The organism is Methylopila jiangsuensis (genome assembly GCF_027922305.1).
GTDB classification, from domain to species: Bacteria; Pseudomonadota; Alphaproteobacteria; order Rhizobiales; family Methylopilaceae; genus Methylopila; species Methylopila jiangsuensis.
Genome location: NZ_BSFK01000016.1, coordinates 471,843 through 495,324, shown reverse-complemented (window position 1 = coordinate 495,324; position 23,482 = coordinate 471,843). Strand labels below are relative to the sequence as shown.

24 protein-coding genes and 1 pseudogene are annotated in these 23,482 nt (G+C 70.8%); 14 read left to right on the top strand and 11 right to left on the bottom strand.

Annotated elements, in window-relative coordinates; all coding sequences use genetic code 11:
- The first annotated feature begins 12 nt into the window (after window positions 1-12).
- From PKE85_RS15190 to PKE85_RS15175, 4 genes and pseudogenes are all read left to right on the top strand, one after another.
- Window positions 13-1,674, top strand: a complete 1,662-nt coding sequence (locus PKE85_RS15190; protein ID WP_271205608.1) for a nitrite/sulfite reductase — start codon at window positions 13-15, stop codon at window positions 1,672-1,674.
- Window positions 1,661-2,434 (top strand): phosphoadenylyl-sulfate reductase, encoded by a 774-nt coding sequence (locus tag PKE85_RS15185; protein ID WP_271205607.1) that lies wholly within the window; start codon window positions 1,661-1,663, stop codon window positions 2,432-2,434. The genes PKE85_RS15190 and PKE85_RS15185 overlap by 14 nt, the downstream gene beginning before the upstream one ends.
- Window positions 2,435-2,538: 104 nt before the next feature.
- Window positions 2,539-3,075: a DUF934 domain-containing protein gene (locus PKE85_RS15180; RefSeq protein WP_271205606.1), complete on the top strand. Its 537-nt coding sequence runs from the start codon at window positions 2,539-2,541 to the stop codon at window positions 3,073-3,075.
- A 133-nt stretch (window positions 3,076-3,208) separates the two neighbouring features.
- A pseudogene (locus tag PKE85_RS15175) lies at window positions 3,209-4,600 on the top strand (MFS transporter); the annotation flags it as partial.
- A 9-nt stretch (window positions 4,601-4,609) separates the two neighbouring features.
- On the opposite strand, the gene PKE85_RS15170 reads toward PKE85_RS15175, so the two are convergent.
- From PKE85_RS15170 to PKE85_RS15155, 4 genes are all read right to left on the bottom strand, one after another.
- Complete coding sequence (locus PKE85_RS15170; RefSeq protein ID WP_271205604.1) at window positions 4,610-4,930, bottom strand: heavy metal-binding domain-containing protein; 321 nt, start codon at window positions 4,928-4,930, stop codon at window positions 4,610-4,612.
- Window positions 4,931-5,013: 83 nt separating this feature from the next.
- Complete coding sequence (locus tag PKE85_RS15165) at window positions 5,014-5,787, bottom strand: SGNH/GDSL hydrolase family protein (protein WP_271205603.1); 774 nt, start codon at window positions 5,785-5,787, stop codon at window positions 5,014-5,016.
- A 150-nt stretch (window positions 5,788-5,937) separates the two neighbouring features.
- Complete coding sequence (gene purH, locus PKE85_RS15160) at window positions 5,938-7,524, bottom strand: bifunctional phosphoribosylaminoimidazolecarboxamide formyltransferase/IMP cyclohydrolase (protein WP_271205601.1); 1,587 nt, start codon at window positions 7,522-7,524, stop codon at window positions 5,938-5,940.
- 93 nt (window positions 7,525-7,617) lie between these two features.
- Window positions 7,618-8,304 carry a GntR family transcriptional regulator gene (locus PKE85_RS15155; protein WP_271205600.1) on the bottom strand — a complete coding sequence of 229 codons (687 nt, stop codon included), beginning with the start codon at window positions 8,302-8,304 and terminating at the stop codon, window positions 7,618-7,620.
- 217 nt (window positions 8,305-8,521) lie between these two features.
- On the opposite strand from PKE85_RS15155, the gene PKE85_RS15150 reads away from it, so the two are divergent.
- The 3 genes from PKE85_RS15150 to PKE85_RS15140 all read left to right on the top strand — a co-directional run bounded on the left by PKE85_RS15150 (window position 8,522) and on the right by PKE85_RS15140 (window position 11,790).
- Window positions 8,522-10,030: a tripartite tricarboxylate transporter permease gene (locus tag PKE85_RS15150; protein WP_271205598.1), complete on the top strand. Its 1,509-nt coding sequence runs from the start codon at window positions 8,522-8,524 to the stop codon at window positions 10,028-10,030.
- A gap of 94 nt (window positions 10,031-10,124) precedes the next feature.
- Window positions 10,125-11,144, top strand: a complete 1,020-nt coding sequence (locus tag PKE85_RS15145; protein ID WP_428981363.1) for a Bug family tripartite tricarboxylate transporter substrate binding protein — start codon at window positions 10,125-10,127, stop codon at window positions 11,142-11,144.
- A gap of 112 nt (window positions 11,145-11,256) precedes the next feature.
- Entirely contained in the window at window positions 11,257-11,790 is a 534-nt protein-coding gene (locus tag PKE85_RS15140; protein WP_271205597.1) for a tripartite tricarboxylate transporter TctB family protein, read from the top strand.
- A 22-nt stretch (window positions 11,791-11,812) separates the two neighbouring features.
- On the opposite strand, the gene PKE85_RS15135 is transcribed toward PKE85_RS15140, so the two are convergent.
- Window positions 11,813-12,853, bottom strand: a complete 1,041-nt coding sequence (locus PKE85_RS15135; protein WP_271205596.1) for a DUF2125 domain-containing protein — start codon at window positions 12,851-12,853, stop codon at window positions 11,813-11,815.
- A 160-nt stretch (window positions 12,854-13,013) separates the two neighbouring features.
- On the opposite strand from PKE85_RS15135, the gene PKE85_RS15130 reads away from it, so the two are divergent.
- Entirely contained in the window at window positions 13,014-13,556 is a 543-nt protein-coding gene (locus PKE85_RS15130) for a gamma-glutamylcyclotransferase (protein ID WP_271205594.1), read from the top strand.
- Here the strand turns inward: PKE85_RS15130 and PKE85_RS15125 are convergent.
- The 5 genes from PKE85_RS15125 to ftsE form a co-directional block, all read right to left on the bottom strand.
- A complete protein-coding gene (locus tag PKE85_RS15125; protein ID WP_271205593.1) occupies window positions 13,457-13,954 on the bottom strand; it encodes a hypothetical protein in 498 nt (165 codons plus the stop codon). The genes PKE85_RS15130 and PKE85_RS15125 overlap by 100 nt on opposite strands.
- Before the next feature lie 106 nt (window positions 13,955-14,060).
- Window positions 14,061-14,843, bottom strand: a complete 783-nt coding sequence (locus tag PKE85_RS15120; protein WP_271205592.1) for a lysophospholipid acyltransferase family protein — start codon at window positions 14,841-14,843, stop codon at window positions 14,061-14,063.
- Between the two features lie 23 nt (window positions 14,844-14,866).
- Entirely contained in the window at window positions 14,867-15,565 is a 699-nt protein-coding gene (locus tag PKE85_RS15115; RefSeq protein ID WP_271206075.1) for a YdcF family protein, read from the bottom strand.
- Window positions 15,566-15,641: 76 nt separating this feature from the next.
- Window positions 15,642-16,583 (bottom strand): cell division protein FtsX, encoded by a 942-nt coding sequence (locus PKE85_RS15110; RefSeq protein ID WP_271205591.1) that lies wholly within the window; start codon window positions 16,581-16,583, stop codon window positions 15,642-15,644.
- Window positions 16,580-17,239, bottom strand: coding sequence for a cell division ATP-binding protein FtsE (gene ftsE, locus PKE85_RS15105; RefSeq protein ID WP_271205590.1), 660 nt, complete (start codon window positions 17,237-17,239; stop codon window positions 16,580-16,582). Before ftsE ends, PKE85_RS15110 begins: the two co-directional genes overlap by 4 nt.
- A gap of 186 nt (window positions 17,240-17,425) precedes the next feature.
- On the opposite strand from ftsE, the gene PKE85_RS15100 reads away from it, so the two are divergent.
- The 6 genes from PKE85_RS15100 to PKE85_RS15075 all read left to right on the top strand — a co-directional run bounded on the left by PKE85_RS15100 (window position 17,426) and on the right by PKE85_RS15075 (window position 22,135).
- The gene (locus PKE85_RS15100) at window positions 17,426-18,163 is read left to right on the top strand and encodes an MJ0042-type zinc finger domain-containing protein (protein ID WP_271205589.1); all 738 of its coding nucleotides are present in this window, start codon (window positions 17,426-17,428) and stop codon (window positions 18,161-18,163) included.
- Between the two features lie 10 nt (window positions 18,164-18,173).
- A complete protein-coding gene (gene hpt / locus PKE85_RS15095) occupies window positions 18,174-18,722 on the top strand; it encodes a hypoxanthine phosphoribosyltransferase (RefSeq protein ID WP_271205588.1) in 549 nt (182 codons plus the stop codon).
- Between the two features lie 15 nt (window positions 18,723-18,737).
- Window positions 18,738-19,124 (top strand): response regulator, encoded by a 387-nt coding sequence (locus PKE85_RS15090; RefSeq protein WP_271205587.1) that lies wholly within the window; start codon window positions 18,738-18,740, stop codon window positions 19,122-19,124.
- 89 nt (window positions 19,125-19,213) lie between these two features.
- The gene (locus tag PKE85_RS15085) at window positions 19,214-19,996 is read left to right on the top strand and encodes an ABC transporter permease (RefSeq protein WP_271205586.1); all 783 of its coding nucleotides are present in this window, start codon (window positions 19,214-19,216) and stop codon (window positions 19,994-19,996) included.
- A 19-nt stretch (window positions 19,997-20,015) separates the two neighbouring features.
- Window positions 20,016-20,690: an ATP-binding cassette domain-containing protein gene (locus PKE85_RS15080; RefSeq protein WP_271205585.1), complete on the top strand. Its 675-nt coding sequence runs from the start codon at window positions 20,016-20,018 to the stop codon at window positions 20,688-20,690.
- Entirely contained in the window at window positions 20,687-22,135 is a 1,449-nt protein-coding gene (locus PKE85_RS15075; protein ID WP_271205584.1) for a KpsE/RkpR family capsule polysaccharide export protein, read from the top strand. The genes PKE85_RS15080 and PKE85_RS15075 overlap by 4 nt, the downstream gene beginning before the upstream one ends.
- A 13-nt stretch (window positions 22,136-22,148) precedes the next feature.
- Here PKE85_RS15075 and PKE85_RS15070 read toward each other — a convergent pair whose 3' ends face one another.
- The gene (locus tag PKE85_RS15070; protein ID WP_271205583.1) at window positions 22,149-23,405 is read right to left on the bottom strand and encodes a glycosyltransferase family 4 protein; all 1,257 of its coding nucleotides are present in this window, start codon (window positions 23,403-23,405) and stop codon (window positions 22,149-22,151) included.
- Window positions 23,406-23,482 lie beyond the last annotated feature (77 nt).

Here is a 23,482-nt window from a genome sequence, read left to right as displayed (position 1 = left end):
GAGTTCGTCTCAATGTACCGCTATGACGAGTTCGACCACGGCTTCGTCGCCGCCCGCACCGCCCAGTTCCGCGACCAGGTGGAGCGCCGCCTGTCGGGCGAGCTGACCGAGGACCAGTTCAAGCCGCTGCGGCTGATGAACGGCGTCTATCTGCAGCTTCACGCCTACATGCTCAGGATCGCCATTCCCTACGGCACCCTGTCGGCGCGCCAGCTGCGCAAGCTCGCCCACATCGGCCGGGTCTACGACAAGGGCTACGGCCACTTCACCACCCGCCAGAACATCCAGTTCAACTGGCCGGCGCTGAAGGACATCCCGGCGATCCTCGACGAACTGGCCTCGGTGGAGATGCACGCGCTGCAGACCAGCGGCAACTGCATCCGCAACGTCACCACCGACCACTTCGCCGGCGCCGCGGCGGACGAGATCGCCGATCCGCGCCCCTACGCCGAAATCCTGCGGCAGTGGTCGTCGATCCACCCGGAGTTCTCGTACCTGCCGCGCAAGTTCAAGATCGCGGTCACCGGCGCGCCGAGCGACCGGGCGGCGATCCAGCTGCACGACATCGGGCTGGAGCTGAAGCGCGGGCCGGACGGCGCGACGGGCTTTGCGGTCTATGTGGGCGGCGGCCAGGGCCGCACCCCCATGATCGCCCACAAGGTGCGCGACTACCTGCCCGAGGAGGAGCTGCTCACCTACATCGAGGCGGTGATGCGGGTCTACAACCTGCACGGGCGTCGCGACAACAAGTACAAGGCGCGCATCAAGATCCTCGTCCACGAGACCGGTGCGGCGGAGATCACCCGCCAGATCGAGGCCGAATACGAGGAGGTGCGCAAGACCGACCTGCTGCGCCTGCCCGAAAGCGAGATCCAGCGCATCGCCGCCTATTTCGCGCCGCCGGACCTTCCCGAGAAGCCGGCCCGCTCCGGCGCGCTGGAGGCGGCCAAGGCCGACAGCCGCGAGTTCGCGACCTTCGTGGAGAACAACGTCACCCCCCACAAGGCGGCGGGCTACGGCGTGGTCACCGTGTCGCTGAAGCCGATCGGCGGCATTCCGGGCGACGCCACCGACCGGCAGATGGAGGTCGTGGCCGATCTCGCCGAGCGCTACTCCCAGTCCGAGATCCGCGTCAGCCACGAACAGAACCTGGTGCTGCCGCATGTGGCTCTGGACGACCTGCCGGCGCTCTACGCCTCGCTGAAGGCGCAAGGGCTCGCCACCGGCAACGCCGGGCTCGTGACCGACATCATCGCCTGCCCCGGCCTCGACTACTGCGCCCTCGCCAACGCCCGCTCGATCCCGCTGGCGCAGGATCTCTCCACCCGCTTCGGCTCGCCGGAGCGGCAGAAGGAGATCGGCGAGCTGAAGATCAAGATCTCCGGCTGCATCAACGCCTGCGGCCACCACCATGTGGGCCACATCGGCCTGCTCGGCGTGGATAAGCGCGGCGAGGAGGTCTACCAGATCACCCTCGGCGGCTCCGGCGACGAGACCGCCTCGGTCGGAGCGCTGGTCGGCCCCGGCTTCAAGACCGAAGAGGTGGTCGACGCGGTGGAGACCGTGGTCGACACCTACCTGCGCCTGCGCGAAAGCCCGGACGAGACCTTCCTCGCCGCCGTGCGCCGCCTCGGGCAGCAACCCTTCAAGGAGGCGCTCTATGGAGCAGCCTAAACTCCCGCTCGCGCCGGTCGCCCAGGCCCGCGCCGCCGAGCGCGCCACCTCGCTCGCCGACCATCTCGACCGCCGCCACCGCGGCCAGACCGCGCTGGAGCTGATCGACGCCTCGGTGCGGCATCTGTTCCGCAACCGGATCGCCATGGTGTCGAGCTTCGGCGCGGACTCCTCGGTGCTGCTGCACCTCGTGGCGCAGGTGGATCCCTCGACGCCGGTGATCTTCATCGACACCGAGCAGCTGTTCGAGGAGACGCTCGCCTATCGCGACGACCTCGTGGCGCGGCTGGGGCTGACCGACGTGCGCAGCCACAGGCCGAGGCCCGAGCGGCTGAAGCGGCTCGATCCCGAGAACTTCCTGTGGCAGTCCGACCCCGATCTCTGCTGCCGCATCCGCAAGGTGGAGCCGCTGGCCGACGCGCTGAGGGACTTCCCGGCCTGGGTCTCCGGCCGCAAGCGGTTCCAGAACGCGGTGCGCGCCGCCCTGCCCGCCTTCGAGGCGGACGGCCCGCGCATCAAGGTCAACCCGCTCGCCGACTGGACCGCCAAGGACATCGAGGCCTACCGGATCGAGCACGGCCTGCCCGAGCATCCGCTGGTGAAGTTCGGCTATCTGTCGGTGGGCTGCGCGCCCTGCACCAGCCGGGTGAAGCCGGGCGAGGACCCCCGCGCCGGGCGCTGGCGCGGCCGCGAGAAGACCGAATGCGGCATCCACCTGCCGGGCCTGATGACCACGGAAAGCCACGGCAGCGGCATCTGAGCCGCGGCCCTTCGGGCTTGACGCCGGTCGAAACGGCCCTTTCCTGACAGCATGACCTTCCCGAACCGGCGCCTCCGCGCCGTCCGGGCCGACTGAGGCTTCGCATGACCACCGAACAGACCGCCGCCGACCTGCCCATCTGGCGCGACGGCCGCTTCCAGGCGGACGAATGGGCGCTCGCGGGCGAAGGCGAGGCGGTCTCCGAAGGCCCGGCGCTGCTGCCGCTCGCCCGCTTCCTCGCCGAGCGCGAGGCGCTCGCCGCCCGCAACGCCCCCCTCGGCGTGCTGGTGGAGCCCAACGAGGCGATCGAGGAGCTGGCGCCCCATCTGGACCGGGTGGCGCTGGTGGCGCTGAACTTCCCCAAATACGCCGACGGCCGCGCCATGTCCTCCGCCCGGCTGCTGCGGGAGCGCTACGGCTATCGCGGCGAGGTGCGGGCGGTGGGCGACGTGCTGATCGACCAGATGCCGCTGATGCGCCGCTGCGGCTTCGACGCCTTCGCGGTCGCCAACGAGCCGACCCGCCGCCAGCTCGCCGCCGGAAAATGGCCGGACGTGCCGTTCTACCTGCAGCCGACGGGCGCCACGACCCAGCACGAGATTCCCGCCGGCACCCGCCCCTGGGCGCGCCGCCCGGACTGACGCCGGCGCCGGCCCACGGCGCGACGCGACGGGAAAAGACCGGCGCGGCGGGCCGGGCGCCGCGGGCGTTCCCTCCGGCGTTCACGCGCTCTAAAACAGCGGCGGGACACCAACCCGGCGGCGGCGCCGGAGCGAGGCGCGGCCTGTGAGTTCAGGGCGAGAGACGGTCGACCGGCGGGCGGTGTGGAGCTGGGCGCTGTTCGACGTGGCGACCCAGCCGGTGTTCACGCTGATCGCCACCTTCGTGTTCGCGCCCTATTTCGCGGCCCAGCTCGCCGAAAGCCCGGCGGACGGGCAGGCGATGTGGGGCTTCGCCGCGGGCGCCGCCGGGCTCGCGGTGGGCCTGCTGTCGCCGCCGCTCGGCGCCATCGCCGACCGCACCGGCCGGCGCAAGCGCTGGATCGCGGTCTTCTCGGCCCTGATCGTGGCCGGGGCCTCGCTGCTCTGGTTCACGCCGCCGGACGCGCCGAACGCGGTGGCCTACGCGCTTGCGGGTTTCGCGCTCGCCACCATCGGCGCCGAATGCGCCACCGCCTTCACCAACGCCATGATGCCCTCGCTCGCCCCTCCCGAGGCGCTCGGCCGCCTGTCCGGGCTCGGCTGGGCGCTGGGCTATGTGGGCGGCCTCGTGGCGCTCGGGTTCGCGCTGTGCTTCCTCTCCGCCGACCCCGGCGACGGCAAGACGCTGATCGGGGTCGATCCGCTGTTCGGCCTCGATCCGAAGACGTTCGAGGGCGACCGGGCGGTCGGGCCGCTGACGGCGCTGTGGTACGTGGCGTTCGTGACGCCGCTGTTCCTGTTCGCGCCCGACCAGCGCGGCGGGCTGAAGGCCGGCGCCGCCGTGCGCGCGGGCCTTCGCGACCTGCGCCGGACGCTGGTGGGGCTGAAAGGCTCCCGCGACCTCACGCTCTTCCTGCTCGCCCACATGCTCTATGTGGACGGCCTCAGCGCCCTGTTCGCCTTCGGCGGCATCTACGGCGCGGGCGCCCTTGGCTGGGGCACGATCGAGATCGGCGTGTTCGGCATTCTGGTGATCGTCGCGGGCGTGGTGGGCGCGCTGATCGGCGGCTGGCTCGACGACCGCATCGGCCCCCAGCGGGTGATCGCGGGCTCGCTCGTGCTGCTGGTGGTGTCGGCGGTGGTGATCGTCTCGATCGAGCGGGCGCGGGTGCTGTTCGTGGTGCCGGTGAACCCCAAGGTGGTGGACGACGCGCTGTTCGCCTCCACGCCGGAGCGGCTGTTCATCGCGGTGGCGCTGGTGCTGGGGGCGGCGGCGGGGCCGCTGCAGTCGGCCTCGCGCACGCTGCTGGTGCGGCTCGCGCCTCCGGGCAAGCTGACCCAGAGCTTCGGCCTGTTCGCCCTGTCGGGAAAGGTGACGTCCTTCCTCGGACCGACCGCGGTCGCGATCGTGACCGCGCTCACCGACAGCCAGCGGGTCGGCGTGGCGGTGCTGATGGGCTTCTTCCTCGGCGGAGGCGCGCTGCTGACGCTGGTGCGGGAGCCGGAAGCCCCCGCGCCCCGCTGACCGGGCGCCTCAGCCCAGCGTGACCGCGGTGCCGGCGGCGGTGACCATGAGCATGGAGGCCTCGCGCCCCACCGTCTCGTAGTCGAGATCGACGCCGATCACGGCGTTTGCGCCGCGGGCGCGGGCCTCCGCGGTCATCTCCTCCAGCGCGATGTCGCGGGCGTTCTTGAGCTCCTTCTCGTAAGCGCCCGAGCGGCCGCCCACGATGTCCCGCACCGCCGCGAACAGGTCGCGGAAGATGTTGGCGCCAAGAATGGCCTCGCCGGAGACGAGGCCGTGATACTCGACGATGCGCCGGCCTTCGACGGTGGGGGTGGTGGTGATCAGCATGGCGCGCGGCGTCTCCTGGCGAGCGGATGGGCGGCAGGATGGACCGCCCTCCGTTCGGGGGGAAGCGCGGCTTTCCGCCGGGGTCAGGACCTCTTGGTCGCTTCCGCCACCGCCGGCAGCGGCGCGAGCTTGCGGCCCAGCGCCTCGGCGAGGAGCGAGCCGACGCAGGCGTGGCCGATGTCGTTCATGTGCAGCCGGTCCCGGGACAGCATGTCGGCGCCGCCGGCCTGGGTCAGCGCCCGCATGGCGGCGTAGCGGTGGACGACCGGCGCCCCCGCCGCGGCCGAGACCTGCTCGATGGCGGCCAGATAAGGCGCGTAGGCCGCCTCGTCCTGGGGCACGAACTGGGGGTCGAGCAGCGCCACGTCCACGCCGGCCTTGGCGATCTGGGCGAGCCCCTTCAGCGTGGTCTCCCGGAAGACGTCCACGGCGATGCGGCGGGCGGCGTCGTTGGTGCCGATCTGCCAGACCACCAGATCGGGCTTCGCCGCCGCGATCTCCCGCGCCATGCGGCTTTCCGCGCCCGCGGCGGTCTCGCCGCCGATCCCCCGGGCGATCACCTCCACGGGGACGCCGGCGAGGCGGCGGGACAGATCCTGCTCCAGCCGCTCGGTGTAGGCCTTGTCCGGCGCGGTGGCGCCGACGCCGGCGGTGGAGGACGAGCCGATCACCAGCACCCGGAAGGCGTCCTCGCCCTTCAGGCTCAGGGTGGCGCGGTCGAGCCGACCCTGCATGGCGAGCAGGTTGTCGGCGACCCGGCAGGAGATCTTGGCGGGTTCAGCGACGCCGGTGGCGACGCCGATGAGCGCGAAGCCGGCCAGCAGGCCGGCGCGGAGCAGAGTGACCACAGGCGTCATCGGTCGAACAACCTCGATGCGGATGCGAAGGCCGGAGCAGTGAGAGGTATCCCCCTATGGCTCAGCCTTTAGCATGACGATCGTGGCGAAGTCAGGTCCGGACAAACCCGAATGTTGAACTCGGCGTGAACGGCGCGCCGCGGCCCCGCCTCAGTGGCGGAAATGCCGCACGCCGGTGAAGGCCATGGCGAGCCCGGCCTCGTCGGCGCGGGCGATCACCTCGGCGTCGCGCATGGAGCCGCCGGGCTGGATCACCGCGGTGGCGCCGGCCTCGATCGCGGCGTCAAGCCCGTCCGCGAAGGGGAAGAAGGCGTCGGAGGCCACCACCGCGCCCCGGGTCAGCGGCTCGGCGGCGCCTGCGGCCTCGGCGGCGTCCACGGCCTTGCGGGCGGCGATGCGGGCCGAGTCCACCCGGCTCATCTGGCCGGCGCCGACGCCGACCGTGGCGCCGTCGCGGGCGTAGACGATGGCGTTGGACTTCACATGCTTCGCCACCCGGAAGGCGAAGCGCAGGTCGGCGAGCTCGGCTTCCGTGGGCGCGCGCCTGGTCACCACCTGAAGCTCCAGGTCGTCGACCACGGCGCTGTCGCGGGTCTGGGCCAGGAAGCCGCCGGCGATGGTCTTGACGGACAGGCCGGGCGCGCGCGGATCGGGCAGCGCGCCGGCCACCAGCAGGCGCAGGTTCTTCTTCGCCGCCACGATGGCGCGGGCCTCGTCGGTGGCGTCGGGCGCGATGATCACCTCGGTGAAGATCTTCACGATCTCGGCCGCGGCCTCCGCGTCGAGGGTGCGGTTCAGCGCCACGATGCCGCCGAAGGCGGACACGGGATCGCAGGCCAGCGCCCGCTCGTACGCCTCCTTCAGCGAGCCGCCTTCCGCCACGCCGCAGGGGTTGGCGTGCTTGACGATCACGCAGGCGGCGGTGCGGGCGGGGTCGAACTCGCCCACCAGCTCATAGGCCGCGTCGGTGTCGTTGAGGTTGTTGTAGGACAGCTCCTTGCCCTGGAGCTGGGTGGCGGTGGCGACGCCCGGCCGGCTGTCGGCCGTGCGGTAGAAGGCGGCCTGCTGGTGCGGGTTCTCGCCGTAGCGCAGGCCCTGCGCCAGCGCGCCGCCCAGCGCCCGGAACGCCGGCGCCGTCTCGCCGGCGTGCGCCGAAAGCCAGGTCCCGATCGCCGCGTCATAGGCGGCGGTGCGGGAGAAGGCCTTGGCGGCGAGGCGCGTGCGGAAGGCGAGCGAGGTGGCGCCCGCATGGGCGTCCATGTCCGCCAGCACCGCGGCGTAGTCGGCCACGTCCACCACCACCGCCACATGGGCGTGGTTCTTGGAGGCGCCGCGGATCATGGCCGGACCGCCGATGTCGATGTTCTCGACCATGTCGTCGTAGTCCGCGTTGCGGGCGAGCGCGGCCTCGAACGGGTAGAGGTTCACCACCAGCAGGTCGATGGGCAGGATGCCGTGCTCGGCCATGGAGGCCTCGTGACCCGCGTCGCCGCGGATGGCGAGCAGGCCGCCATGGACGTTCGGATGCAGCGTCTTGACGCGGCCGTCCATCATCTCGGGAAAGCCGGTGAGGTCGGAGACGTCCCGGACCGGCAGCCCGGCCTCGGCGATGGCCTTCGAGGTGCCGCCGGTGGACACCAGCGCCACGCCCCGCTCGTGCAGCGCGCGGGCGAATTCGATCAGCCCGGTCTTGTCGGAGACGGAGAGCAGCGCGCGGGCGACGGGGCGTTCGGTCATCGGATCGGCTTTCGGATCGTGCGGGGCCTCAGGGGCTCGCGCGGCCGGTAGCATTTTTTCGTCCCCGGGAGAACCGGCCGCCGCGGGAGGCGCTCAGTCGATGGTGACGTAGCGCTCCACATGGTCGCGGAGCTTCAGCGTGTGCTCCCGCACCAGCCGCTCGGCGCGCTCGGCGTTGCGGGCCTCGAGCGCGGCCACGATCTCCTTGTGGTCCATGATCGAGCGCTGGGCCCGGTCCGCCTCCACGATGGTGCGGCGGCGGATGGCGCGCACGTGCAGGAACAGGCCGTTGGCGATGTCGGCGATCAGCCGGCAGCGCGACAGGCGGATGATGGCGGCGTGAAACCGGATGTTGGCGTCGGAATATTCGCCCATGTGCGCGGTCACGTCGTCGCCGGAGAACACGTCCGTCAGCTCGTGCAGGCTGGCGATCTCCGCGTCGGTGGCGACCTCGGTGGCGAGCCGCGCCGCCATGCTCTCCAGCGCGGCCCAGACGGTGATGGCCTCGAGGATCTCCGCCTTGGAGCGCCGCACGATGAACACGCCGCGCCGGGGCTCGGTGCGCACCAGCCCCTCCTGCTCCAGCTGGGCCAGCGCCTCGCGCAAGGGGGTGCGGCTGACGCCGAAGCTCGCGGCCAGCGCCCGCTCGTCCAGCTTCAGCGGCGCCGCGGCGTCGTAGATGTTCATCTCCGAGATCGCAGCCTTCAGCGCGTCATAGGTGCGCGCCTTCAGGCTCTGAAGCCCGTCGATCGGTTGCAGCTCCAGTCCGTCCTGCGCCATGTCCCGCCCCGCGCCCGTCTTTGAATGAGGAATACCACGGGGCCTGTCATTACCTGTCACAAACGGCGTCTAATCACTTCGAATATTAGCCTAGAGCTTATCCTAATGGAATATTGCATGCCATGTGGGGCCACGTTTAGCTCTCCTGAACCGTGACGACGGGGCAGGCCCATCCGCCTGAACCGGGGTCGACGTTCGGGGTTCGGGGGAGGACGGCATGGAGGAGTTGAGCGCGCTCGCCGAGGGATTCGGCCACGCGTTGACCTGGTACAACGTGGCGCTGATGGTTCTCGGCATCACGCTTGGCGTGGTCATCGGCGTGCTGCCGGGACTGGGCGGCGCCAACGGCGTCGCGATCCTGCTGCCGCTGACCTTCTCGATGAACCCGACCTCGGCGATCATCATGCTCACCAGCATCTACTGGGGAGCGCTGTTCGGCGGGGCGATCACCGCCATCCTGTTCAACATCCCGGGCGAGCCGTGGTCGGTGGCCACCACCTTCGACGGCCATCCCATGGCCCAGAGGGGCCGGGCCGACGAGGCGCTTGTGGGCGCCTTCACCTCGTCCTTCGTGGGCGCGATCTTCGCCGTGGCGCTCATCACCTTCCTGGCGCCGGCGGTCGCCAAGTTCGCGCTCAAGTTCGGCCCGGCGGAGTTCTTCGCGGTCCAGTTCCTGACCTTCGCCAGCTTCCTCGGCATGGGGAGGGGCACGCCCTGGAAAACGCTCGCCTCCATGTGCCTCGGCTTCGCGCTCGCCTCCGTCGGCCTCGACGGCGTCACCGGCTCGCTGCGCATGACCTTCGGCTATGACGAGCTGCTGAACGGCTTCAAGTTCCTGGTGGCGGTCATCGGCCTGTTCGGCATCGGCGAGATCCTGACCTCCATGGAGGACGGGCTGAAGTTCTCCGGCGCCGACGCCAAGCTGCGCATGGACGCGGTCATCCGCACCTGGAAGCAGCTGCCGCGCATGTTCGGCACCTTCATCCGAAGCTGCATCGTCGGCTGCTGGATGGGCATCACGCCGGGCGGCGCCACGCCCGCCTCCTTCATGGGCTACGGCCTCGCCAAACGGTTCTCGAAGCGCGGCCACAACTTCGGCAAGGGCGAGCTCGAGGGCGTGGTGGCGCCCGAAACCGCGGCCCACGCCGCCGGCACCTCGGCGCTGCTGCCCATGCTGACGCTCGGCATTCCGGGCTCGCCCACCGCGGCGGTGCTGCTGGGCGGCCTGCTGATCTGGGGCCTCCAGCCCGGCCCGCTGCTGTTCGTGGAGCAGAAGGAGTTCGTCTGGGGCCTGATCGCGTCCATGTATCTCGGCAACGTGGTCGGCCTGATCATGGTGCTGACCTGCGTGCCGCTGTTCGCCGCCATCCTCAGGGTGCCGTTCTCGATCGTGGCCCCGGTGATCGTGGTGATCTGCGCCATCGGCGCCTACACCGTGAACAACTCCATGTTCGACGTGTGGATGATGCTGGCGTTCGGCGTCATGGGCTACCTGTTCTCCAAGCTCGGCTATCCGCTGCCGCCGCTGGTGCTGGCGCTGGTGCTGGGCGATCAGGCCGAGAGCTCGTTCCGCCAGGCCATGCTGGTCAGCCAGGGCGACGTGACCGTGTTCTGGTCCAACTGGCTGTCGGGCTCGATCATGACGCTCGGCGTCATCCTGGCCTTCTGGCCGCTGGCGCAGGGGCTGATGAACCGCTTCGGCAGATCCCGCCCCGCGGCCGCCTGAGTTTCGGGGGCGCGCGGCGCGCGCCCCGCCCTTCGCTCGTTCCTTCGCGTTCAAGAGGCCGCGGCCAAAGCGGCTCGTCATGGGAGAAGTCGTCATGCGCATGAAGTCGTGGAAGACGATCGCCAAGCGCCTCGGCCTCGCGGCCGGCCTCGGCGTCCTCGCCTCCGCCCCGGCCCTCGCCTGGGAGCCCACCAAGCCCGTCACGCTGATCATCCCCGCCGGCACCGGCGGCGGCGCGGACCAGATGGCGCGCTTCATCCAGGGCGTGATCCAGAAGCACGAGCTGATGTCGAAGCCCCTGATCGTGGTGAACAAGGGCGGCGGCGCGGGCGCCGAGGGCTTCCTGGAGATGAAGGCCAGCGCGAACGATCCGCACAAGATCGTCATCACGCTGTCGAACCTGTTCACCACCCCGCTCGGCACCGGCACGCCCTTCAACTGGAAGGACATGAAGCCGGTGAAGATGATGGCGCTCGACCAGTTCATCCTGTGGGTGAACGCCAGCGAGCCCTACAAGACCGCCGGCGACTACATCTCCGCCGTGAAGGCAGGCGAGGACCGGGCCTTCAAGATGGGCGGCACCGGCTCCAAGCAAGAAGACCAGATCATCACCGTCGCGATCGAGAAGGAGACCGGCGGCAAGAAGTTCACCTACGTGCCCTACGACGGCGGCGGCAAGGTCGCGGTGCAGCTCGTGGGCGGCCACATCACCTCGTCGGTGAACAACCCGATCGAGGCGGTGGCCCAGTGGCGCGGCGGCCAGCTTCGCCCGCTCTGCATCTTCGACAAGGCGCGCTCGACCTACACGGCCAAGGTGACCGAGGCCCAGGCCTGGGGCGACATTCCCACCTGCGCGGAATCCGGCCTGCCGATCGAGTACCAGATGCTGCGCGGCATCTTCACCACCAAGAACGCCACCCCGGATCAGGTCGCCTACTACGAGGGCGTGCTGAAGAAGGTCATGGAGACTCCGGAGTGGAAGGAGTTCATGGAGAAGGGCGCCTTCAACCAGACCACCATGACCGGCTCCGAGTTCGAGGCCTGGCTCACCGCCGCCGAGGCCAGGCATCGCGAGCTGATGACCGGCGCCGGCTTCGTCGCCGGGGCCAAGTAAGGTCCGGGCGAGCATCGGGCGACGCCCTCGCGGCCGCCTTCGCGTGAACGCGCTCCGGCCGGGGAGAACCCCCGGCCGGAGAGACGTCCTTCCCTCAAGGAGCGCCTGACTGATGAGCGCGATCGATCCGGATCAGGTCCACGACGTCGAGGCCGAGAAGCCTCTCGTCAGCCTCCGCGCCGCCGACATCGCCGTCGCCCTGCTGTTCCTCGCCACGAGCGCGATCGTCATCGTGGACAGCGTGCGCCTGGGCTTCGCCTGGCTGCCGAACGAGGGCCCCGCGCCGGGCTACTTCCCGTTCTACATCGCGGTGACCATGGGAATCGCGAGCCTGATCAACCTCGCCCGGGCGCTGCCGCAGCCCGAGGGCGAGGAGGCCAAGCCCATGACCAGCGTGCCGGGCTTCCTGCGCATGTGCGCGATCTTCGCGCCGGCGGTGGCGTTCGTCTTCGCCATCTCGTGGATCGGCATCTACGTGTCCTCGGCGATCTACATCGCCGCCTTCATGCTCGTGGTCGGCAAGTTCCCGCTGTGGAAGGCGCTCGCGGTGGCGCTCGGCGTGGCCGGGATCAGCTTCGCCATGTTCGAGATCTGGTTCCTGGTGCCGCTGCCCAAGGGGCCGCTGGAGGCCGCCTTCGGCTTCTGAGGGCGGCCCCCCCACGCGCCGTTCAGTACAGCGGCGGCAGGCGGTAGAGGCGGATCGGACCGAGCTCGACCCGCCCCCGGTCCAGCGTGAGGTCGTAGGACGTCGCCGGCTTGTCGTCGATCTTGGCAGGCTTGCCCAGCATCTGCGCGCCGGCGCCCAGCAGCGAGGACAGAAGATCGTTCTTCCGGCCGCCGGCGCCGCCTGCGAACGCGCCGATGATCTCGTCGAGGCCGCGGGCGGTCAGCGTCAGCCGTCCGTCGGGACGGCCGTCCACGTCGAGGCCGAGATCGCCGTCGATCCGCGCCTCCACGTCGCCGCGGATCAGGCGGGCCACGTCGATCCGCACCCGGCCGTCCGCGGCCTGGAAGGCGCGCAGCCGCTCCTCCAGCGGCGCCGGGCGCAGCTCGCCCGCCTGCGTCACGCTCGCCTGCAGCTCCAGCGTCGCGGGCCCCTCGCCCACCGGCAGCAGGCCGAGCCAGGGCGAGGTCGCCGCGTCGAGCGCCAGCGCCACGTCATAGGCGCCCTGCCCGGCGTCCGGCGTCCGGCGCAGATGCGCCTCGAACCGGGCGCCGGCCATCTGCTCGGTCCCGTCGAGGGTCAGGCGCGGATCGGCGATCACGGCGGAGGCCCGTTCCAGCCGGCCGTCCAGCGTGGCGGTCCCGCTCGCCTGGGCGGTCCGGAAGGCGGCCTCGCCCCGCCGGCCGCGGGCGTCCATGAAGGACACCGGCCCGGTCAGGTCCACGATCATGCGCCGCGGGTCGTAGACCTGCGCCACCGCCGCCAGCCGGGGCGCCTCCAGCGTCATGTGGTCCTCGCCGTCGCGGACGCTGACCGAGGGCCGCTCGCAGTTCAGCTCGATGCGGAACGGATAGCCGCGGGTGGTCCGCTCGCCGCAGGCGTAGACCCGGCCCTTGGCCGCTTCGCGCGCCATGAAGGCGTCGGCGGCCTGCTCCGCCCGTCCGGCCGCGTACCACCAGAAGGCGGACCAGCCCGCGGCCGCCAGCAGCAGAGCGAAGGTCGGAGCGTAGATCGGCCAGCGGCGGGGAGCGGTATCGGCGGTCATGGGGGCGTCTCCTGATGCGGCTGGACGGACAGGCGCCTGCGCGGGCGCGCCGCGCCCGTTCGGCCTTGTGGTGTCGCGGCCTCATCGACCACATTGGGCGCGTCCGGTCGAGCGGCTTGAGTCGCGCCGGGCAGGACCGCTGGGAGCCCGTCCGCCGCCGATGATACGCACCGACGTCGATCTCTGGGTGTTCGCCTACGGCTCGCTGATGTGGCGGCCCGGCTTCGAGATCGTCGAGCAGGCTCCGGCCGCGATCGACGGCTACCACCGCTCGCTCTGCATCGCCTCGCATCGCCATCGCGGCACGCCGGAGCGGCCGGGCCTCGTGCTGGGGCTGGACGAGGGCGGCTCCTGCCAGGGGCTCGTCTTCCGCGTGGAGGCCGTGCGGGCGGCGGAGACGCTCGCCTATCTGCGCGAGCGCGAGCTGGTGTCGCATGTCTACCGGGAGCTTCTTCTGCCCGCCCGCCTCGACGACGGCCGGGCGGTCGAGGCGCTGGCCTATGTGGCCGATCGGGATCATCCGCAATATGTGGGGGACCTGCCGCCGGAAGAGACGCTGGAGCGGGTGCGCCGCAGCGTGGGCGCCGCCGGGCCCAACCCGGATTACGTGCTCAACACGGCCCGGGAGCTGGAGCGGCTCGGCGTCACCGACCCGACGCTGGCGTGGCTCGCGGCCGCGCTCGCGGTCAGCACCGAAGAGTAGCTCTGGGTCGCGCTTTCGAGGTCGTCCACGGCCGCGCGACGCCGCGCCGAGCTTGCGGCCAGCAGATGGACATGGGCCTCGATCCGCTGGCCCGCCTCCAGGGCGAGCGCCGGCAGCCCATGTCCGGATTCGCCGGCCCAGATGATGCGGCGGCCGCCATCGGGATCCACCGCCACCACCAGCACCACGGCTTCCTCCACGCGCACCGCCTCGCCGAGCGGCATCACGGTCACGAGGTAGCGCCGTCCCGAGCGGCCGCGCCACACCCGATAGCGCTCGCCGACGCCGGTTTCGCGCGCCACGGCGGCGAGCCCCTGGTCGGCGGGCGCCGGCTCCGGCTCCGCAAGGCTGACGAGGCGGTCGATAAGGACCGCTGAAGGCGTGACCGAATCAGTCATCGCGCGTCCCATGGTGGAGGCTTCATCATACCTCCCAGCTCTTGGAAACTGTCAAGTCGAGCAACGACTTGAGAGCGTAACGCGACGATCGGCCGACAGTTCCGCCTTATTCTCCCGAAAGCGTCCGCGTCGCCGGGCCTGCGCCGATGGCCTCGGCGGCCAAAGCGTTGCTGCGCCCCTCGATGCGCTCCTGCAGCAGCCGCTCGAACTCGGCGCGAGGGAGACCCGGCGGAATCGGCTCCAGGAACTCGATCACGGACACGCCCTGCCGGCGCCGCAGCCCGCCGCGCGGCCAGAACACGCCGGTGTCGATGGCGACCGGCGTCACCGGCAGGCCGAGCTTCACGTAAAGATGCGTGACGCCGTGCTTGTAGGCCGGCTCCACCCCGACCGGGCGGCGGGTGCCTTCGGGGAAGATGATGATCTGACGGCCGTCTCCGGCCGCGACCCGCGCCTGTCTGAGCATCTGCGCCAGCGCGTCGCCGCCGGCGGAGCGGTCGATGGCGATCATCTTCAGCCGCATCAGGAACCAGCCGAAGAACGGAACCCAGGTCAGTTCGCGCTTCAGCACGAACAGCGGGTCGGGCACGAAGGGCACGATGGCGAAGGTCTCGAGCGCCGACTGGTGCTTGGCGGCGATCAGCGCCCCGTCCTGCGGGATGTGCTCCCGGCCGCGGATCTCCACCCCGATGCCGACCACGCGCTTAAGCAGCGCCAGATTGCAGCGGCACCAGAACTTGGCGACGCCCAGCACATGGCGGCGCGGGAAGAACAGCACGATCGGCAGCGACGCCAGCGCGAGGATCACGAGCTGGAGCGAGAACAGCGCATTGTAGACGACCGAGCGCCAGAACACGACGCCGCCGGCGCGGGGAGCGGTATGGGACATCACGCGTGAGGCCGTCCGGCGGGTCAGGAGCGCGGCGCGTCGGCGCCGCGGCCGGCGGTGGCGGTCTCGGCGGAGCTCATGCGGGGCGCAAGACGAACCCGCACCAGCGCCGCGACGTATTTCACATATTCGCCGCCCATCAGCTTCGCCGTCGCCCAGTCGCGCCACCACGGCTCGCCGCGCAGGCGGTCGGTCACGACGGGATGGGGGATCAGGGCGACGTCGGGCATTTCGCGGGCGAGCTCCATCATGGTGCGGGGCATGTGATAGCCCGAAGTGACCACGATGAGCGAGCGGAACTGATGCCGCTCCACCCAGCGCTTCGTCTCCACCGCGTTGCCGGCGGTGTTGAGCGCCCGGCGCCCGAGATCGACGCAGCAGCGCGCCCAGGGCGCATAGTCGGGCTGCGCCCGGGCCAGCTCGTTCTCGGTGGTGGCGGGGTGGACGCCCGAGATCAGCAGCCGCTTGCCGCTCCCCGCCGCCAGCAGGCGCAGCGCGTCCGACAGCCGCTCGGCCCCGCCGGTGAGCGCCACGATCCCGTCCGCCTTCTCGTTCAGATGATCGCCGCCCGAGGGGACCAGACGGAGGAAGCCCACGAAGCCCGCGAGCGCCAGACCGCCGCCGATCAGCGCCGCGAGCGCGAGCGCCCGCACCGCCCGCCAGACGGCGGCGCGTGGGGAGAGCGCGGCGTGACGCGCGTGGAGATCGGAGCCTGCGACCATGGTCAAACCGGTGACGCTTCGCCGGAAAAATGCGTCCTCGCCGACGGTTCGGCAAGTCGCGCGGGAACGGGGCTGCTCAATCGAGCGCCCGCAGGGTGCGGAACACCGTGAGACGCGAGGTGAGCGCCGTCAGTACGGCGATCACCGCGATCAGGATCAGCACGCCGGCGTAGGCGGTGGCGCCCACCTGGAACCGGCCGAACAGGGCGTCCATCTGGTCCACCGCCGCGCTGCCCACGCCCTGCTCGGCGGCGAACTCCGCCACAAGGAAGGTGGCCATGGCCGCGGCGCCGCCGGCGACGCCGCCTTTCAGGCCAAGCCAGAGGAAGCGGCGCTGGAACTGGCCCGCCACATAGCCGTCGCGGGCGCCGACGAAATGCAGCACCTGCACGATGTCCTGGTTGCCGGCCATGGCGCCGCGGGTGGCGAACACCACCGACAGCGCCGTCGCGGCCAGCACGAGAACCAGAACGCCGAGCCCGAGCGCCACCAGCGTCCGCGCCATGGCCACCAGCCGGTCGAGGAAGCGGCGGTGGTCGTCGAGCGTGGCGCCCTCCGCCTCCGCTTCCAGCTTCGCCTTCAGCCCGGCCTGGTCGAACGGCTCGTCCTCGGACAGGCGCACCACGATCAGCCGCGGGATGGGCAGCTCCGCGAGCGACAGGCCCGAGCCGAGCCAGGGCTCCAGCAGCCGGGCGGTCTCCGCGTCGCTGTAGGGCCGCACCTCCACCACGCCGCGGGTCTCGCGCGCGAGCTGGCTCGCCTTCTCGGCCACGGCGTCGAGGTTGCGGCCCTCCGCCGGGCGGATCTGGATCGTGGTCTCCCGCACCACGTCCCGCTCCCATTCGGCTGCGGTGGCGCGCACCAGATCGACCGCGCCGACGGTGAGGCCGGCGAGATAGGTCATGATGGCGATCACCATCACCAGCGTGTGCCCGGACACCGATGAGGCGGGCACGATCGGCCCCGGCCGGCGGGACCGGGCGGGCGCATCCGTGGAGATCTGAGGGCGAGCGGTCATTCGTACACGTGCAGCCGGCCGTCGTGCAGCACGAGGCGGCGGGCGTCATAGAGGTCCATCAGGGCGATGTCGTGGGTGGCGATCACCACCGAGGTGCCGGATTTGTGCAGCTCCACGAACAGCCGGAGGATGCGGCGCGCGAGCTGAGGATCGACGTTGCCGGTGGGCTCGTCGGCGAGCAGCAGCTCGGGCCGGGCCACCAGCGCGCGGGCGATGGCGGCGCGCTGCTTCTCGCCGCCGGACAGCACGGGGGGGAGCGCGTCCAGCCGGTCGCCGAGCCCGACCCAGCCGAGCAGCTCCACCACCTCGGCGCGGTAGGAGGCCTCGTCCCGGCCCGCGACCCTGAGCGGCAGCGCCACGTTGTCGTAGGTCGTCATATGGTCCAGCAGCCGGAAGTCCTGGAACACGACCCCGATGCGGCGGCGCAGCGACGGCAGGTCCCGCTTCGGCAGGGTCGCCATGTCGCGGTCGAACACGGTGATCAGGCCGCGGGTGGGCTTCAGCGCCAGAAACAGCAGGCGCAGCAGCGTGGTCTTGCCGGCGCCCGAGGGGCCGGTGAGAAACTGGAACGAGTTCGGCGCGATCTGGAACGTCAGGTCGCGCAGCACTTCGGGCCCAAGCCCGTAGCGCAGACCGACGTTCTCGAAGCGGAGCATGGCGGCGTGGTCGTCCGTTGGTTCGCGGGGGCGCTGTCTGCGGCTGAGGACCGTTGTCGGGCCGTATCTTTTAACGATCCATTAACGATAAAGTGGCGAGGTCGTGGACGGCGCGTCCGGTTCGCTCGCCTGTTCACGGGCGGCCCATGCGCCGCGAACGATTCGACCGGTCTCATACAGGCTTCGATGCTGATCGTCTGCCCAAACTGCGCCGCGACCTACAGACTGGCGCCCGCCGCGCTCGGCGCGGGGCGGCCGGTGCGGTGCGCCCGCTGCAAGACCGAATGGTACGCCCAAGGGTCGGGAGAGACCGTCGCGGAGGCGCCCGCCGAGGCGATACAGCCGATCGACGACGACGTGATCGACGCCCATGCCGAAGAGCGGAGCCAGGAACGCCGGGACCCGCAGGAGGCGGAGGCGCTCGTCCCCGCCCGCGCGTCGAAGCGCAGGCCGCGCGTGGATCGCGCAGGCTGGCGCCTCTCCCCGGGCACGGCGCTCGCCGCTCTCGGGCTGTGCGCGCTGACGCTGCTGATCGGCGGCCGGAACGACATCACGCGGGCGGCGCCGGGCATGGCCTCGCTCTACGCCCGCATCGGGCTGCCGGTGAACGTGCGCGGACTTGAAATCGCGCGCGTGACCTCGGTGGAGGAAATGGAGAGCGGCGTCCCCATGCTCATGGTCTCCGGCGAGATCGGAAACGTGGCGGGCCGCGCCGTCGAGGTGCCGCGTCTGCGGCTCGCGGTGCTGGCGGGCGACGGCCGGGAGCTTTACGCCTGGACCACGGTCGCCGGGCGCACCCAGCTCGCGAAGGGCGAGACCGCCGCCTTCCGCGCGCGCCTCGCCTCGCCTCCGGCGGAGGGTCGGCGGATCGCGGTGCGCTTTCTGAATTCCTCCGATCTGCCGCATGGCGAAGACGGAGCCTGAAGGAGACGAGATGGAACGCCGTCTGACCGTGCTCTACGACGCCGAGACGATCGCCCGCCGCAACGGCGGGCTCGCGTCCGAGATCGCCGCGAGCGCGCCGGAGCGCCTGCTGGCGATCGTGGTGCTCAAGGGCAGCTTCGTGTTCGCAGCCGACCTGATCCGGGCGCTGCACGAGGCCGGGCTCGCGCCCGAGATCGAGTTCCTGTCGCTGTCGAGCTATCTGGACGGCACGGTCTCCTCGGGGACGGTGCGGATCGTGCACGACATCGAGAGCGAGGTCGCCGGCCGCGACGTCCTCCTGATCGACGACATCCTCGAATCCGGCCGCACGCTCGCCTACGCCAAGGACCTCATGGCGGCGCGCGGCGCCCGGCGGGTGCTGACCTGCGTGCTGCTGGAGAAGCCCGGCAAGCGCGCCGTGTCGGTGACCGCCGATTTCGTCGGCTTCGTCTGTCCGGATCTGTTCGTGGTGGGCTATGGCATGGACGTGGCCCACGCCTACCGCCAGCTTCCCTTCGTGGGCGTCGTCGAGGTCGACGCTCCCGAGGACCGCCCGTGAGGAGGCCCGACGCCCATGGCTCGCATTCTGCTCACCGATGACGAGGAGGCCGTGCGCGGCTTCGTGCAGCGCGCGCTGGAGATGGACGGCCACGCCGTCACCCAGGCCTTCGACGGCGCCGACGCGCTGGACAAGCTCGGGCTGGCGATGGAGCCGTTCGACCTGCTGCTCACCGACATCCGCATGCCGATGATGGACGGCATCGCGCTGGCGCTCGCCGCCGCCCGCGACCATCCGGACACCACCATCCTGCTGATGACCGGCTACGCCGACCAGCGCGAACGCGCCGAAGGGCTGGAGGCGCTGATCCACGACGTGGTGACGAAGCCGTTCTCGCTGGCGCAGATCCGCACGGCGGTGACCGAGGCGCTCGACGCGCGCCAGCCGGCCCCGGCCGCCTGAGCCGCCGCAAGCGCGGCGCCATCGTGTCGCCGTCATCACGGCGTTGTGGTTAGCGCGCCGGCGTTCGGCGCCGCAGCAGAAGGTCGCCCATGAGCATCGCCAAATCCGCAGCCCTGCAGTTCCGCGCGGTCAAGTCGCTGATCATGCGCCGGTTCCGCACGCGGTACCGCGGGTCCCGGGTGGGCTACGCCTGGGCGATCATCGAGCCGCTGGCCTGGGTGTTCATTCTCAAGTTCGGGCTTGCGCACGGCTCGAACCAGCCGCCGATCGGCACCAGCTACGAGGTGTTCTTCACCACCGGCGTGGTTCTGGCCCGCACCTGGCGCTCCACCGCGAACTCGGTGATGACCGCGGTCATCAGGCCGTCCCGGAACGGTTTCCCGCTGTTTGGCCGGATGGATCAGGTGTTCGCGGTCTGGATCATGGATTCGATCACCGGCGCTGTCGTGGCCGTGATCATTCTGAGCATCCTTGGCGTTTTCGGCTTCGACGCCGCTCCCATGGACCTGCTGTCCTGCATCGTCACCTATGCGTGTCTGGCGGTGTTCTCGCTGTCGTTCGGACTGATGTTCGCGCTGGTGGCGACGGTGGCCCCGTTCATGCTGCATTTCCGCAGCATCATCTTCATGGCGATGTTCTTCACGTCCGGCTTCGCCACGGTGCTGGACCGGATGCCTCCCGCCTTCCGCGACTTCATCTCCTGGAACCCCCTCGTCCACTTTATCGAATGGTTCCGCGAAGGCTTCTACCATGGCTACGAATGCATGAACCGCGATCTGGAATACGTCTTCACGCTGACGGTGGCGTTTCTGCTGCTGGGCCTCGCCGGCGAGCGCGCCTTCCGCCGCCGCACGGCTCTGGCGCGCGCCTGACCCCGGTCGAGCGACGCCCATGATTGAGCTTCACGGCGTCTGGAAAAGCTACGGCAAGGGACGCAAGCGCCGCGACGTGCTCGCCGGCGCCACGCTCGACCTGCCGGCGGGCCGAAAGATTGCGCTGCTGGGGGCCGTGGGCGCCGGCAAGTCCACCGCCATCCGGCTGCTGAGCGCGCTGGAGCCGCCGGATCTGGGCGTGGTGCGGGCGGCGGGACAGCGGTGCTGGCCGATGAACTACCCGCAGTTCGTGGAGCGCGCCGCCACCGTGCTCCAGAACGCGCTGATGTTTGAACACCTGTTCGGGGTGTCCGGCCACGAGGTGGCCGAGATCACGGCAGAGCTGAGCGGCGTCAAGATCGGAAAGTTCAAGCCGTTCAAGGGCTATACGCCGCTTGAACGGCGTTATCTGATGCTGGGGTTAACGCTTTCCGTGCAATTCGACTGGTACTTCGTGGACGACCTTCTTCCTCCCGCGCCTCCGGACACCGGCGTGCTGGTGGACGAAACCATTCAGGCGCGGTTCAATCAGGCGTCCGTGATCTGGGCGACACGGGATCCGGCCTTCGTGGCGGGGTACTGTGACGCAGGCCTCGTTCTGCATCGCGGCGCCCTGACGTTTTATGATACCTTCGAGGCGGCGTCGGAGGCGTATTCCAGGCTGGTTCCCAACGGGGGCGCGAAGCGTAGATGACGGAAAATGCGATCAGCGGCGGCTCCGCCGCCCGGCTCGGCGCCCGCGCGCGGACGGTTCTGCAGGCGCTGTCGGACAAGGCCCCGCAGGCTTACCCCGCAGCGGCGGAGCCGAACGTGACGTCGCCTGCGCCGGCCGCCGCGGCGCCCGTCCCGGTCCGGGGCCGCCGCGCGGCCCAGGCTCCCGCTCCCTCCGCCCCGGCGGAGGAGCCGACGCCGAACAAGATCGTGCCGCTGCCGAGGCGCATGCGGCCGACCCCCAAGGGCGATCAGGCCGGCGCGCCAAAGCCCGAGCCGCGGCCCGCCGCCACCAGGGCCAAGAAAAGCCTGGTCAAGGTGTCGGCCATGCTCGCCATCGGCCTGCCGACCGCGCTCGCGTCGCTCTACTACGGCTTCATCGCCGCGCCGCAATATGTGGTCGAGGCCAAGTTCGCCATTCGCGGCGCGGAAGAAGCCTCGTCCAGCACGCTGGGCGGCGTATCCCAGCTCGCCGGCCTGAACTCGCCCATGGCGGTCGTGTCCGACAGCTACATCGTGCAGCAGTTCATCGAAAGCCGGCAGCTGGTGGAGAAGCTGCAGAACTCGGTGGACCTGCGCGCCGCCTACACCCGAGACGGCGCCGACTTCCTGGCGCGCTACCGGCCCTACGAACAGGACACCACCGAGCACCTGACCAAATTCTGGAACGCGGTGTCCTACGTCTATTACGAGCCGATCTCCGGCATCATCAGCTTCAACGTGCGCGCCTTCACCCCCGACGACGCGCTAAAGATCGCCCGCGAGACCGTGCGCGAGAGCGAGAACCTCGTGAACAAGCTGTCCGAGCGCGCGCGCGAGGACGCGATCTTCAACACCAAGCAGGAGCTGTCGCGCACGGAGCTCCGGCTGAAGTTCGCCCGCAAGGCGATTCAGGATTATCGGGATCGCGAGGGCTCTGTCGATCCTTCGAAGAGCGCGGAATCACAGCTCACCATCATCAGCGGCCTCGAGGGCGATCTCGCCAAGCAGGAGGCCGAATACGCATCGACCTCCGCGTTCATGACCAAGGACGCGCCGACGATGCGGCTGCTGAAGAACCGCATCGACGCCCTGCGCAAGCGTATCGACGCCGAAAAAGCGAAAGTCGGTTCGCTCGAGGCGCAGCAGGCCGCGGCGGGCAAGGGACGGCCGCTGCTGTCCTCGTCCTTCGCCGAATATGAGCAACTCGAGACCGAGCGCGACTTCGCCCAGAAGGCCTACGAGGCGGCGCTGACCGCGGTGGAGAACGCCCGCGTGCGCTCGGAACGGCAGGGGCGCTACCTCGCCACCTTCGTGGAGCCGACGGTCCCGCAGGGCTCGCTCTATCCGTCGCGCATCTCCAGCGTGCTGCTGGTGGCGCTCTGCTCGGCCATCGCCTGGGCGATCGGCGTGCTGATCTTCTACGGCATCCGCGACCACAGCGCCTGAGCCGCCGTCGCGGTCAGGCGGCCCCGATCGCCGGGTCGACGATCCCGAAATGCGCCGCCCAGTCCGGCGGCGCATATCGCGCCGCCCGATCGAGCGCGGCGGCGCGGCGGGGGGAGGCCGGCGCGATGCAGTCGAGGACCGCCCGCTCCCAGCCCGGCCCGTCCAGCGGGTCCAGATAGTCCGCGGCCTCGCCCGCCACTTCCCGGAACACGGCGAGGTCGGAGGCGATGGCGGGCGCGCCGACGCCGAGCGCCTCCGCGAGCGGCAGGCCGAAGCCTTCCGAGAAGCTCGGGAACAGCAGCGCGCGGGCGCCCCGCATCAGCGAACTCAGAGCGTCATCCGGCAGATCGTTGACCTCGACCACATGGGCGCGGATCGCCGGCGCCCGCTCCAGCAGGTCGATGACCATCTCGTTCTCCCAGCCCCTGCGGCCGGCGAGAACCAGCGTCGGCGTCTCCGCGCCGAGACGCTCCGCCAGCCGGCGCCACACGTGCAGCAGCGTCAGGTGGTTCTTGCGCGGCTCGATGGTGCCGAGCATCAGGAAATAGGGCGTTCCCGCCTGAAGCGGCGCTGCGGTCCGGTCGAAGCCGGACTCGACCCCGAGCGGGGCCGGGATCACCGGCGGCGCGGCGCGGCCGTTCTCGTCCGCGAACGCCAGAAAATCCCGTGCCGTGTCGGCGGAATTGGCGATCACCGCCGTGGCGTGGTCGAGGATGGTCGTCATGCGCGCCCGGTGGCGCCGGTCCTCGCCGTCGCGGCCATATTCGGGGAAGCGGACCGGGATCAGGTCGTGCACCAGCGTCACGAGGTCCGCGCCCGCCGCACGGAGCGCGGCGAACGGCTCGGGACGGTCGAGCCGGATGTGCGAGACGTGGACATAGATGTCGCCGGCCGCCACGGCGGGGGCGCGCAGGTTCAGCACCGCCCGTCCGCGCAGCCGCAGGGCGAGCCGCGCCGCCTCGTCTTTCGCGGGGGAGGCGGCGCCGGCGGGAAGCTCCGGCGCGCCGAGACGGGCGGCGAGCTTTCCCGCGGCGGCGGCGTTTCCCGCGCCCTTGGACCAGCGCCGCTCCACGGCGCCCACGAAGGCTGCGACCGCGGCGCGCGGCAGCGGCGCGGTCGTCTTGCCGACCACCACCGCGAAGCCCGCCCGCTCCGGGGGCAGCGCCAGCACGCGCCGGGCGTAGGCGAGCTCCACCCGGTCGACCCCGGTCGCGACCGGATGCGCGGCGCGGGTGAGCAGGCGGGTGACGTCGAGCACGGTGCGGGGCATGGGCGGCGGAAAGCCTCGGCGAGCGGGAGCGGTCGAAGAGGAGAGCGAATGCCGGGGTAGCATGGGCGCCTTCCTGC